General features: G+C 73.3%; 10 protein-coding genes and 3 pseudogenes. 7 read left to right on the forward strand and 6 right to left on the reverse strand.

Features of this window, described 5'->3' with window-relative positions:
- The first annotated feature begins 32 nt into the window (after positions 1–32).
- Together OG524_RS03760 and OG524_RS03765 are read left to right on the forward strand one after the other, a co-directional pair.
- The gene (locus OG524_RS03760) at positions 33–1,103 is read left to right on the forward strand and encodes a LacI family DNA-binding transcriptional regulator (RefSeq protein ID WP_405392367.1); all 1,071 of its coding nucleotides are present in this window, start codon (positions 33–35) and stop codon (positions 1,101–1,103) included.
- Positions 1,100–1,641 (forward strand): annotated as a pseudogene (locus OG524_RS03765) (GNAT family N-acetyltransferase). Before OG524_RS03760 ends, OG524_RS03765 begins: the two are co-directional and overlap by 4 nt.
- Here the strand turns inward: OG524_RS03765 and OG524_RS03770 are convergent.
- The gene (locus OG524_RS03770) at positions 1,629–2,345 is read right to left on the reverse strand and encodes a cupin domain-containing protein (RefSeq protein WP_405809052.1); all 717 of its coding nucleotides are present in this window, start codon (positions 2,343–2,345) and stop codon (positions 1,629–1,631) included. The pseudogene OG524_RS03765 and the gene OG524_RS03770 overlap by 13 nt on opposite strands.
- Before the next feature lie 238 nt (positions 2,346–2,583).
- On the opposite strand from OG524_RS03770, the gene OG524_RS03775 reads away from it, so the two are divergent.
- Positions 2,584–3,669, forward strand: a complete 1,086-nt coding sequence (locus OG524_RS03775; protein ID WP_405392366.1) for a WD40/YVTN/BNR-like repeat-containing protein — start codon at positions 2,584–2,586, stop codon at positions 3,667–3,669.
- A 203-nt stretch (positions 3,670–3,872) separates the two neighbouring features.
- Here the strand turns inward: OG524_RS03775 and OG524_RS03780 are convergent.
- The 3 genes and pseudogenes from OG524_RS03780 to OG524_RS03790 all read right to left on the reverse strand — a co-directional run.
- Positions 3,873–4,004: pseudogene (locus OG524_RS03780) on the reverse strand (universal stress protein); the annotation flags it as partial.
- A gap of 2 nt (positions 4,005–4,006) precedes the next feature.
- Positions 4,007–4,856 (reverse strand): annotated as a pseudogene (locus OG524_RS03785) (APC family permease); the annotation flags it as partial.
- A 163-nt stretch (positions 4,857–5,019) separates the two neighbouring features.
- Positions 5,020–5,697 carry a uracil-DNA glycosylase gene (locus OG524_RS03790; RefSeq protein ID WP_405392365.1) on the reverse strand — a complete coding sequence of 226 codons (678 nt, stop codon included), beginning with the start codon at positions 5,695–5,697 and terminating at the stop codon, positions 5,020–5,022.
- Between the two features lie 181 nt (positions 5,698–5,878).
- On the opposite strand from OG524_RS03790, the gene OG524_RS03795 reads away from it, so the two are divergent.
- Positions 5,879–6,904 (forward strand): N-acetylglucosamine kinase, encoded by a 1,026-nt coding sequence (locus tag OG524_RS03795; protein ID WP_405392364.1) that lies wholly within the window; start codon positions 5,879–5,881, stop codon positions 6,902–6,904.
- Positions 6,905–7,042: 138 nt separating this feature from the next.
- Positions 7,043–7,966: a sirohydrochlorin chelatase gene (locus OG524_RS03800; protein WP_405392363.1), complete on the forward strand. Its 924-nt coding sequence runs from the start codon at positions 7,043–7,045 to the stop codon at positions 7,964–7,966.
- Between the two features lie 206 nt (positions 7,967–8,172).
- Here OG524_RS03800 and OG524_RS03805 read toward each other — a convergent pair whose 3' ends face one another.
- The gene (locus OG524_RS03805; protein WP_405392362.1) at positions 8,173–9,249 is read right to left on the reverse strand and encodes a lactonase family protein; all 1,077 of its coding nucleotides are present in this window, start codon (positions 9,247–9,249) and stop codon (positions 8,173–8,175) included.
- 99 nt (positions 9,250–9,348) lie between these two features.
- Complete coding sequence (locus OG524_RS03810; RefSeq protein WP_405812422.1) at positions 9,349–10,860, reverse strand: FUSC family protein; 1,512 nt, start codon at positions 10,858–10,860, stop codon at positions 9,349–9,351.
- A 324-nt stretch (positions 10,861–11,184) separates the two neighbouring features.
- Between OG524_RS03810 and OG524_RS03815 the strand changes: the two genes are divergently transcribed.
- Together OG524_RS03815 and OG524_RS03820 are read left to right on the forward strand one after the other, a co-directional pair.
- Entirely contained in the window at positions 11,185–11,667 is a 483-nt protein-coding gene (locus OG524_RS03815) for an Lrp/AsnC family transcriptional regulator (protein ID WP_405392361.1), read from the forward strand.
- Between the two features lie 24 nt (positions 11,668–11,691).
- Positions 11,692–12,417, forward strand: a complete 726-nt coding sequence (locus OG524_RS03820; protein ID WP_405392360.1) for an HAD family hydrolase — start codon at positions 11,692–11,694, stop codon at positions 12,415–12,417.
- Positions 12,418–12,529 lie beyond the last annotated feature (112 nt).

Below are 12,529 nucleotides of genomic sequence, written 5' to 3' on the forward strand. Positions count from 1 at the left end.
TGTCCTGGGCGGCGGGAGGCTACGATTCGTGCATGAGCCCTGCAAAGGTCCAGCCCCAACAGGAGAAGGCGCCCGTCGACGAGTCGTCGGAGAGCACCGCCACGCTGGCAGAAATCGCCCGAGCGGCCGGAGTCTCGGCTCCGACAGTTTCGAAAGTGCTGAACGGTCGGGCGGATGTCGCCCCCGGCACGCGGTCGCGGGTGGAGGAGCTGCTGCTGCTGCACGGCTACCGCCGCAGGCGCGGCGCCTCCCAGCAGTCCCAGCTGATCGACCTGGTCTTCCACGAGCTGGACAGCGCCTGGGCGATGGAGGTCGTCAGGGGTGTCGAGAACGTCGCCCGGGAGGAAGGGCTCAGCCTGGTCCTCTCGGAGAGCGCCGGGCGGCTCACCCCGGGCCAGACGTGGGTGGACGGTGTCCTGGCGCGCCGGCCGGCCGGCGTCATCCTGGTGCTGTCGGACCTCGATGCCGCCCAGCGCGCCCAGCTGACCAGCCGCTCCATCCCGTTCGTCGTGGTGGACCCGGCGGGCGACCCCGGTGACGACATCCCCTCGGTGGGGGCGACCAACTGGCAGGGCGGCCTGGCCGCCACCCGCCATCTGACGGGTCTCGGGCACCGGCGGATCGGTGTCGTCGGCGGGCCGGCCCGCATGATGTGCAGCCGTGCCAGGCTCGACGGCTACCGGGCCGCTCTGGAGACCTCGGGGGTGCCGATGGACTCCGAACTCGTCCGCGAGGGCGAGTTCAACCATGAGGACGGCTACACGGCGGCTCTCGAACTGCTGCGCCTGCCGGAGCCGCCCACCGCGATCTTCGCGGGCAACGACCTCCAGGCGCTCGGCGTGTACGAGGCGGCGCGCGAGCTGGGACTGCGGATCCCGGAGGACCTCAGCGTGGTCGGCTTCGACGACCTGCCGCTCACCCGCTGGATCGGCCCGCCGCTCACCACGGTGCGGCAGCCGCTGATCGAGATGGCCGAGACCGCCGCCCGTCTGGTGCTCGACCTCGGCCGGGGACGGCAGCCCGCGACCACCCGGGTCGACCTGGCGACCAGCCTGGTCGTCCGCAGCAGCACGGCCCCGCCGGGGGTCCGGGAGCCGCGATGACCCCGGTGCTGCACACGGAGCGCCTGCTGCTGGAGCCGTACACACCGGCCGACGAGGACGTGTTCGTCGCACTGTTCCAGGACGTGCGGGTGTCCCGCTGGATGGGGGAAGGGTCCTCGACCGAGGCCGAGGACCGCGCCCTGTTCGGGCGGGTCCTCACCAAGGTCTACGCGCGGGGACTGTTCGACGTGTGGGCGGTGTGTTCCCGCGAGGACGGCGGGACAGTGGGCCACGCCGAGATCAAGCCGACCGAGGAGTCGGGGGCCACGAGATCATCTACGCGCTCGCGCCGGACGCCTGGGGCCGGGGCCTCGGGACGGAACTGGCCGCCGGTCTGCTCGACCACGGATTCGGCCCGCTCGGCCTGCGGTCGGTGCACGCGACGGTCGCCGCGGAGAACAGCGGCTCGCTGGCGCTCCTGCGGCGCATCGGCTTCCGGCACGTCCGGGACATCGAGGAGTCCGACGGGAGCACGACCCTGCTTCTGACCCGTGTCCGGGAGGACACCCCGCCGGACGCGGCCGGTCAGCCGCGGTAGCCGTCCAGCCGGCCGCACATGCCGAACCTTCCGTGTGCGGAGGGCTGTTGGGCGTGCACACGGGCGTCGCGGAGATGGCCGGCGTCGCCGCGTGCCAGGGCGTCGAGCTGCCGTCCCGTGGCCTCGGACGCGGCGGCGGCGCCGCGCAGCCGGCGCTCCCGCCAGTCACCGGTCCAGGGGCGCACCAGCTCGGCGGCGGCCCTGTGGAACGCGTCCAGGGGCCCGGGGTCGCCCGCCTCGGTGGCGCGGCGAAGCGCGAGGAAGCCCTGAACCGCCAGGTCACGGCGGGTTCGTGCGGCCCGGGCCTGCTCGTCCTCGGTCCCGTCCCCGGGAAGGGCCGCCGCGGCCCGGTAGCGCCCGAGGTCCGCGACCGTGTCGGGCGGGAAGGTGAGCACGGCGTCACCGGCTTCCGGCAGCCCGCTGTTCTCCATGAGGACGACGATGCTCAGCCCGCCGTCGTTGACGAGGCGGTGGATGGTGCCCGGGGTGAACGGGACGAGGGCTCCGGGAGCGAGCGGGATCTGCCGGAAGCCCGATGTGGTGAGCGTCTGCACGGACCCGCTGCCCGAGACGGCCACGTACGCCTCGGAGCACGTCAGGTGGACATGGGGTGTGCCGCCGCGCAGTCCGTCCTCGGCGGGCCAGTCGTACACCCGCAGACGTGAGACCGCCACGGCTCCGGGCAGCCCTTCGAAGGCCGTCATGGGTGCCCCCTCTCCAGCTCCGTGCCGGGTCGGCCGCCACGAGGGCGGCAAGCGCCTTCCGGATCAGCCAACCCGCCCTGCGCGCGGAGGTCAGGGCCCGCCGGTCCCCCGCCCCGCCGGTGCCTCCGTCCCGCCTTCGCCGGTCCCACCTGCGCGGACGCGGATCCGCGCGCCACTGTCAGTGGCCGGGTGCAGACTGGCCCGTATCCGGCACAACGGCGTTTCGGGAGGTCGTGTCATGACCGAGGTACTGCTCACCGTGGGCACCCGCAAGGGACTTTTCATCGGCCGCAGGCGTGGTGGCACATGGGAGTTCGGTGATCCGCATTTCAACGCCCAGGCCATCTATTCGATCGCGATCGACACCCGCGGCCCCGCGCCCCGGCTGCTGGTGGGGGGCGACAGCGCGCACTGGGGCCCCTCGGTCTTCCACTCCGACGACCTGGGCGCGACCTGGGTCGAGCCGGAGCAGCCGGCGGTGAAGTTCCCCCGGTTCACCGAAACGTCGCTGGAGCGCGTCTGGCAGTTGCAGCCCGCCGGGCCCGAGGCCCCCGGCGTGGTGTACGCGGGCACCGAACCCGCGGCGCTGTTCAGGTCGGAGGACGGCGGCGAGTCGTTCGAGCTGGTCCGTCCTCTGTGGGAGCACCCCACCAGGTCCCGGTGGGTGCCGGGCGGGGGCGGCGAGGGCCTGCACACCATCCTGACCGACCCCAGGGACGCCCGCTCCGTGACGGTCGCCGTGTCCACCGCCGGGGTGTTCCGCACCGAGGACGGCGGCGAGCGGTGGACCCCTTCCAACAAGGGCGTGTCCGCGGTGTTCCTGCCGGATCCCGACCCCGAGTTCGGCCAGTGCGTGCACAAGGTCACGCGGGACGCGGGCGACCCGGACAGGCTCTATCTGCAGAACCACTGGGGAGTGTTCCGCAGCGACGACTCCGGGGGCACCTGGAAGGACATCGGCGCGGGCCTGCCGTCGGACTTCGGGTTCGCCGCCGCGGCCCACCCACACCGTGCGGACACGTTCTACGTCTTCCCGATCAACGCCGACGCCGACCGGGTCCCCGCCGGTCACCGCTGCCGGGTGTTCCGTACGCGGGACGCGGGAGAGACCTGGGAGCCGCTGACCAGGGGCCTGCCGGACGGCGACCACTACGGCACGGTGCTGCGCGACGCGCTCTGTACGGATGACGCCGACCCCGCAGGCGTCTACTTCGGCAATCGCAACGGCGAGGTGTACGCGAGCGCGGACGATGGGGACAGCTGGCAGCAGCTCGCCTCGCATCTGCCCGACGTGCTGTGCGTGCGGGCGGTGGTGCTCGGCTGACCGGCGTACGGGGGCAGGAACGCGAGGTCGCGGGGGGTGCCGGGGCCTCCGTCCGGTCATGGCCGTACGCGGCGGCGACGGCACCGGCGGGCACGGCGGCGATCCGCACGCGGGCGGGCGGAGCTGGGATCAGCACATGAGCCGGCGCGGCAGCCGCAGTTGTCGGCACACGGGCGGGCGCGTCCGCGGACGGCAGCGTCGGCTCATGCGTCGGTCGGCACGCAGAGCACCGGCACGGTCGACAGGTGCAGGAGCTTGTGCAGGGTCGGTCCGAGCAGCGCCCCTCGGATCGGGCTCTCGCCCCAGCTGCCCACCACGATGACTCTCGCCCCGTGCCCAGGGACAGGGCCGTCAGCGAGTCGAAGAGGGCGTTCTCACTGATCTGGTTGACGAGGAGGTACCAGGCGATGGCGATGGCGGCCACCCACCATGTGCTCACGTCAGGGGTCCGGAAGCGCGGGCTGATGTGTGCGACGTGCGTCGGCAGGGCGTGCCGGCGGGCCAGCGGGCCAGCGGGCCAGCGACAGTGCGGTGCGCGACGCGGGAATGATGGTGGTCTGGGTGGAGGCGACTGCGGAGGTCGCGACCGCGAGCAGCACGATCCAGTCCCAGCTCCCCATGACCTCGCCGGCGAGGAGGGCGAAGATGAACTCCTCCTCCTCGGCGTTCTCGGTCAGGTACGCCGTTCCGGCGAACGCGACGACCGCGAAGCCGACGGACAGATAGGTCACCAGCAGGATGACGGTCGACCAGACGCCCGCCTTCCCGGGCGCGGTGGCGGAGTCCTCGACCTCTTCGGTGAGGTTGACGGCCGATTCCCAGCCCCAGTAGATGAAGACGCCGAGCAGCAGGCCACTCGTGAGCCCGGCGCCGCCCGCGCCGAAGAGGTTGAGCCACTCGGCCGACGGTCTGACGGAGTCGAACGACGTCGTGCCCGCGTAGACGCGGTAGAGCGCGACGATCACGAGGACCAGCAGGAAGGCCACCTGCGCCAGGATCAGGACGTTCTGCACCTTGGCCGACAGTTCGGTCCCGATGACGCACAGGCCCGTCATCACCACGATCAGGAGCACGGTGAGCAGTTGGCGTACGAAGGTGTTCTCGGCCCAGCTGTCCAGGCCGACGGCCAGCAGTCCGAAGCTGACGGCGACATCCGCCAGGGACCCCACCACGAGCACACCGGTCAGCCTGCGTGAGCTCGGATCACAGGGGCTCGTGCCCGGGAATCGAGGGGATATGCGTGATGCCCGGTCCAAACCGGATCCGCCGTCGGCGGCCGAACGGCGCCGGACGTCGAAGGCCGCCCACGCCGGCCCCTGCTGCCGCCCACACCGCGGACCCTGCCGCCGTCTACGGCAGACGCCAGTCCACGGGCTGTTCACCCGCGCGCACCAGGAAGTCGTTGGTACGGCTGAAGGGCTTCGATCCGAAGAATCCGCGATCCGCCGACATGGGCGAGGGGTGGGCGGACTCGACCGCGGGCAGGTCGCCGAGCAGCGGTCGTACGTTGCGGGCGTCGCGCCCCCACAACACGGATACCAGCGGCTTGCCCCTGGCGACGAGCGCGCGGATGGCCTGCTCGGTCACCTCTTCCCAGCCCTTGCCACGGTGGGCGGCGGGCTTGCCCGGGGCGGTGGTCAGCGCCCGGTTGAGCAGGAGGACACCCTGCTTAGTCCACGGCGTCAGGTCTCCGTTGGAGGGCTTCGGAAGGTCGAGATCGCTGTGCAGCTCACGGAAGATGTTCTCCAGGCTGCCCGGCAGCCGCCGCACGTCGGGCGCCACCGCGAAGCTCAGGCCGATGGCCATACCCGGTGTGGGATACGGGTCCTGACCGACGATCAGGACCCGTACGTCGTCGAACGGCTGCTGAAAAGCACGCAGGACGTGCTGCCCCGCAGGCAGATAGGTACGGCCGGCCGCGATCTCGGCGCGGAGGAAGTCCCCCATCGCCGCGACCCGTCCGGCCACGGGGGCCAGTGCCTCGGCCCAGCCGGGCTCAACTAGTTCACTCAACGGTCGTGCTGCCACAGCCCGTCACTCTACCGGCCCACACGGACCCTGGCGATCATGAGGGTCCCGCCGGGGCCCTGGCCGGAGATAGGGTGCCGGTCGTCGCCACAGCCCCTTTCCCTCCGGAGCGGTTCATGAGGTCACGCAGGAAGACGTCCGGCAGCGGGCCGCGTCCGGTCCGCACCCCTGGAATCACCCCGTGCCCCTCCCCCGGGCAACCCTCGTGACCGCCGCGGCGCAGGGCGCGTTCGTCCTCGGGGTGGACTCGGGCGGTTCCGGGCTGCGAGTGGCACTCCGCGCGGCCGACGGACGACAGCGGGCGTCCACAGCCGTCTGCGCGGAACCGGTGCGTACGGGGGCGGAGGGCATCGACGCCGGGCATCTGCTGGAGCAGTTGATCCCGGCGGCCCGGCGGTTGCTGGCGGAGGCCGGGCCGGGTGCCGCGATCACCGCCGCGGTGGTCGGGGCCGCCGGAATGGCGACGCTCGGCGAACAGTTGCGCGCGCGGCTGCCCGCCGCGCTCGCGGACGCGCTGGGCGTACGACAGGTGGGACTGGCGGCCGACGCCGTGACCGCGTACGCCGGAGCGCTCGGGCAGCGGCCCGGGGCGGTCGTCGCCGGCGGCACCGGCATGATCGCGCTCGGCACCGACCTCACGACGTGGCGCAGGGCCGATGGCTGGGGCCATCTGCTGGGCGACAGCGGCGGCGGCGCCTGGATCGGCCGGGCCGGGCTCGACGCGGCGATGCGTGCCCACGACGGCCGGCGCGGAGGTTCCGACGCGCTGCTGGCCCGGCTCCGAGCGGTCTTCGGCCCCGCCCCGGGTCTTCCCGGCCTGCTCTATCCGCGTACGGACCGTCCCGCGCTCCTCGCCTCGTTCGCCCCCGAGGTCGCCGCCTGCGCCGCCGTCGACGAGGTCGCGGCGGGGATCCTGCGGGAGGCCGCCGCCCACATCACCGAAGCGGCGGCGGCGGTGTGCCCCCGGCCCGCGGAACCCGGCGGGGAACCGTGCGAAGTCGCCCTGACCGGTGGCCTCTTCAAGATGGGCGACCCGCTTCTCGGGCCGCTCGGCGAGGAACTGGCGCGGCAGCTTCCCCACGCGCGCGTGGTCCCGGCGGCAGGTGATCCGCTGCGGGGCTCGCTGGAGATCGCCGGCGCGCTCGCCCGGTCGGAGCTGCGCCTGCCGGCCCACCCGACACTCCTGTTCGTACCAGGCGTAACGTAGAGGATTCGAGCGGACAACCGGCCGGACAGAGCAGGGCAGTCGGCCAGTAAGCCGCCCAACAGACATAAACGGACAGATAACGCCCGACCGCCCCCTCCCCGAACAGAGGGGTACCCAAAACCAGTAGCATGCGGCGCCATGAGCACCCCCACTGGGCCCGCTTCCGGCCTGCCTGTACGAATGCCGCGACCTCGCCAGTCCGGACGGCACCGCCGCCCGGAGCCCGTGGTCGCACCTGAGGGCGCTGCCGCGCTCGTTCTCGCCGTTCCCGGTACCCCCTCCTCGGCCACGCGCAGCCTGGCCGAGGAAGTGATCAGCATCGCCCGTTCCGAGCTTCCCGGTCTGAACGCGCAGATCGGCTACCTCGACGGCGACGACGCCGAGTACCCGGCGCTCGCCTCGGTACTCGCCCATGCCGCCGCCGAGCGCACCGCGCGCTACGAGCAGGCCACCGCCGCGGGCCGCGAGGTCCCCGCACCCGAGGGGGCGTCCGCAGTCGTGGTGCCGCTGCTCGCGGGGCCGGACAGTGCCAACATCCGGCGCATACGGCAGGCCGTGATGGACAGCGGTACGCAGGCCGAGCTGACCGATGTGCTCGGTCCGCACCCGCTGCTCGCCGAGGCGCTGCATGTCCGGCTCTCGGAGGCCGGGCTGGCGCGCGCCGACCGCGCCAGGCTGTTCACCGTGGCGACCGCGGCCGACGGCATCGTGCTGGCCACGGTGGGCGGCGAGGAGGCCGTGCGGGCCGCGGGGATCACCGGGATGCTGCTGGCCGCGCGCCTCGCCGTGCCGGTGATGGCCGCCGCCCTGGACGTGGAGGGTTCGGTCGCCGCGGTCGCCGAGCAGCTGCAGAGCTCCGGTTCCGCGCAGCTCGCGCTCGCACCGTACCTGGTGGGTCCGGAGATCGACGCCGGGCTGCTGGACGCCGCCGCGAAGGAGGCGGGCTGCGCGACCGCCGAGCCGCTCGGCGCGTACCCCGCGATCGGCAAGCTCGTGCTCTCGCTCTACGCGACGACGCTCGGGATCACCCCGGCGACGCCGCAGGGAGCCCAGGCGCACTGAGCCGTGCCCGGACCTCGCCCGGTCGGGCGGCAGCGGTCCGCGCCGGAACCCTGCCGGAACAGGCGGCACGGACCGGTTCTCCCGGTCCGTGCCGCCTGATGTCTTTCGCGGCCGACGCCCCGCAGGTCCCGGGGACGACGCCCGCCACTCCGCCGGGGCCGCGAGCACCCGCCGGCGCCCCGGTCCCCGGGGTCGCGAGCGGGCCGTCAGGCGAAGACCACGCAGGAGGCCGCAGGGGCGTCGACGGAGCCCGCGTGGGCCGGGACTCCCGTCTCCGCGTCGACGGCGAACCAGCTGACGTCGCCGCTGTGCTCGTTGGCGACGTACAGCCACCGGCCCGTGGGGTCCAGGGTGAGGTCACGGGGCCAGCGCCCGCCGCAGCCCACGGCCGCGGTCAGGACCGGCTTCTCGGCCGTGGCGTCCAGGGTGAGCACGGAGATGCTGTCGTGTCCGCGATTGGCGGTCCACAGGAACCGTCCGTCGTGGGAGACCGCCAGCTCGGACGGGTAGGTGCGCACCCCGTCCCCCGTGTCCGCACCGTCGGGCAGCACCGGCACCTCGCCCACCGGGTCGAGGAAGCCGCCGGCCGCGTCCCAGCGGCACACCGTGACGGTCGGTTCCAGCTCGTTCAGGACGTAGACGTGCCCCCCGGACGGGTGAAAGGCCAGATGGCGTGGACCGGTGCCGGGGCGCAGGGCGGTCTCGGCGTGGAGCCGTAGCGTCCCGGTGCCGTCGTCGAGGGCGCAGACACGTACGGAGTCCGTTCCGAGGTCCACGCTCAGCACCCACTTCCCCGACGGGTCGGCGAGCACCTGGTGCGCGTGCGGCGACGCCTGGCGGCCCGTGTCCGGGCCGCTTCCCTCGTGCCGCAGCACGGAGGCGAACCGGCCGAGCCCGCCGTCGTCCCGCACGGGCAGCGCGGTGACACCGCCCGAGCCGTAGTTGGCGGTGAGCAGGTGCCCGCCGGCCAGGGCCAGGTGGGTGGGGCTGTCCCCGGCCACGGCTCGCACCTCGCCGATCAGGCGTGGCGGGCCGTCGTCGACGGCGAGTGCGGCGGCGCCCCCCTCCGGGGTCTCACTGACCGCGTACAGCACGGTGGCACCCGTCCCCGGGGCGGTGCCGACCGCGAGGAAGGACGGGTCCGGGACGGCGGCCGTGTCCGCGAGGACGGCCAGTGCCCCGGTGTCCGCGTCGACGGCGACGGCGGTGATCCCCCGTCCTCCCGCCGAGGTGAACGACCCTATGAATGCCCGTCCGGCCCGCCCGGCACTGCTGCTGCCCATCGCGCTACCCCTCTTCACGTCTGTCGCGATCTTCCCGGCCGACGGTAGCAGGCAGCCCTTTCTGGTCCAGACCAATACGGCGATGTGTGGCGGGCGGGGTCAGGCGCCGATCAGCGGGGCACGCGGGGAACTGTGCAGCGGCGCGGCGAGATCGGCGAGTGCCCTCTCCAGGCTGTGCAGATGGGCGAGCGCGGGTTCGACGACACCGGCGGGCGGCAGGACCCCTGCGACGGCGGCCGGTTCGCGGCGCTCGCGCACGGGCGCCGTGAGCGCCTCCACCGAGGCTTCGACGCGCCAGCAGGCGGCGGCCAGCCGGGCGTCGTGGGACGCCTCGGGATCCGCCGCGACTGATGCCAGACCCCGCACCTCGCGCGCACACACGTCGAGCAGCGCGAGCACCTGCCCGGCCCGTGCCTTACGGGCGCGCAGCGGGCTCAGCGGATGGACGAGCGGGCCGAGCGACAGCTGTACCCGCCCGAGGAGCGCCTCCAGCTCGGCGACGCGGGGGGCCGGGTCGGCGGTCGGCGAGCCCGCGAGCCGCGCGGCGGCCTCCGCCGTGCAGGCGTGCACGCAGCGCAGGGCGCGCTGGATCCAGGCGTCGGTGGTGGCGTGCGTGGTGACCGGCAGCACGAGGAGCACCGCCACCGTCGCGCCGAGCGCCCCGACACCGGTCTCCACGACGCGCAGCGCGAGCAGCGCGGGATCCAGCACACCGAGCAGCCCGTAGAGCGCGCCGGCCATGACCGTCACCGAGAACATCATCCACGTGTACGAGACCGCGGCGGCGTAGAAGATCCCGAAGACCCCGGCCGCCACCAGGACGGCGGTGGGCACGGCGGCCCCGTGCAGCGGCACGACGGCGACCAGGCCGACGGGTACGCCGATCAGCGTGCCCAGCACCCGGCGGAATCCGCGCACCAGCGTCTCGCCCCGCGACGTGGTGTTGACGAACACCCACCAGGTGGCCCCCACCGCCCAGTACCAGCGCTCCTCGGAGAGGAGCTGGCCCGCCAGGAGGGCAAGGGCTCCGCCCGCGGTCGCCTGGACCGCCTGGCGCGTGGTCGCGCGGGCGAGCCCGCGGCCGGCCACGGTGGCGAGCACGGTGGCGGCGGGCATCCGCCGCTCGTAGTACCACAGGCCGAAGCGGACGGCCGAGGAGGCCAGCAGGGAGAGCCCGACGGCCGAGTACAGCTCGGGCAGCTGCCCGGGGAGCGTGTGGAGGAACTGGGTGGTGAAGAAGGCCATGAAGGCGAACACGCCGAGCGCGTGGCCGCGCGGCCCCCAGCGCCGGGCGTAGACGCCCGCGCCCATGACCGCGAGGAACGCCACGTCGCGCGCCACCGGATGAGCGTGCAGAACCGCCGCGAGGGCGAGCACCGGCAGCCCCACCACGGGCAGCAGCGCGGTGGTGACCAGCTGCCCGCGCACGGTGGTGTCGGTCACCGTGAACAGGGCCAGAAGCGCCGCGAGGCCACCGGTGACGGCCGCGACGAGCGAGTGCCCGGAGAGACCGCAGACGGTGACCGCCAGCCCGATGCCGAGAACGGCCCGGAGAGCGGCGCGCAGCCGGATCCTCCCCGGATCCGGCGCGACGAACATCCTCTTCAGCACCACATGGTCCCCCATTCCGCACCCCGGCCCCTGCGTACCGGCATGAAAAAGGCGCCGCGGGGATCCGCAGCGCCATCGACAGGTCCATCAGAGCATCCCGGAGCCTCATGGCTCAAATCGATGCGAATCGACTGGACCATTGGTCCATCGAAGTGCCGTTTCACTGCACCAGGACTAAGCCAACGGACCCCCGGCAGAGAGGGCCGTGCGAGTGGGCGGACGGCAGCTGTGCCACATCGGGCCGACGGTGCCCGTGGCCGGTCCCGGGCCGTGTCATGGGTACAGTCGGCCGACCGATCACCGAGCCGGAAGGGACAGCCGGACATGGCCGTGGACGCCCTCGACACCCGCATCCTGCGCCTGCTCATCGAGCAGCCGCGCACCAGCGTCCGCGAGTACGCGCGCGTCCTGGGCGTGGCACGCGGCACCCTCCAGGCCCGTCTGGACCGCCTCGAACGGGACGGCGTGATCACCGGCACGGGTCCGGCCCTGTCCCCCGCCGCCCTCGGTCACCCGGTGCTCGCCTTCGTGCACCTGGAGGTCACCCAGGGGCATCTGGACGAGGTGGGGGACGCCCTCGCGGCCGTCCCGGAGATCATCGAGGCGTTTTCGACGACCGGGGGCGGAGACCTCCTGACCCGTGTCGTGGCCCGCGACAACGGGCATCTGGAGGACGTGATCCAGCAGCTGATCCAGCTCCCCGGCGTGGTCAGGACGCGGACCGAGGTCGCCCTGCGCGAGCGGGTGGCGCACCGGGTACTGCCGCTGGTCGAAGCGGTGGGGCGGACGGCGGGCGGTACCGGCTGACACCCGGCTGGCATCCTGGGCCGCATGAGTCCCCTGCGCGTCCCGGCCCCGTGCGTCCTCCTCGATCTCGACGGCACCCTCGTCGACAGCGAGCCGAACCACTACGAGGCGGTACGCCGGCTGCTCGCCCGGTACGGCGTACCGGACTTCGGCTGGGACGACCACGCCCGCTTCATCGGGATCGGCACCCGCGAGACCCTCACCGTCCTGCGGGAGGAGTACGGGATCGAGGCACCGGTCGACGAACTGCTGGCCGGAAAGAACGCCCTGTACCTGGAGCTCGCCGGTACCTCCACGGAGGTCTTCCCCGAGATGCGCCTCCTCGTGGAGCGGCTGCACGAGGAGGGTGTCCCGATGGCGGTGGCCTCGGGCTCCTCCCGGGCGGCGATCGAGGCCACGCTCGCGGTCACCGGACTGGACGCGTACCTCCCGCTGTACGTGTCGGCCGAGGAGGTGCCGCACGGGAAGCCGGAGCCCGACGTGTTCCTGGAGGCCGCCCGGCGGATCGGCGCCGAACCGGCGGCCTGTGTGGTGCTGGAGGACGCCGCCCCCGGCGTCCGGGCGGCGCACGCGGCCGGAATGCGCTGTGTCGCGATTCCGTATGCCGCGGATGCTTCGGACACCTCGGACGCTTCGGGTTCCGAAGCGAGCGCGGACGAGGCGGTGTTCGGGCAGGCGGAGCTGCTCTTCCCCGGCGGACAGGCCGAGTTCGAGGCCGCTGCCGTGCTGGAGTGGCTCACCGAGGGGTGAGCGCGGGCCGATCGGGCAGTCGGATTGGCCTGATTCAGCGGGACGGCGGCCGGCCGGGCTCGCGGAGGTCCGGCGGACGGATATCCTGATCATGCCGCGCGCCTACTCACCG

Source organism: Streptomyces sp. NBC_01520, assembly GCF_045040375.1.
Lineage (GTDB): Bacteria > Actinomycetota > Actinomycetes > Streptomycetales > Streptomycetaceae > Streptomyces.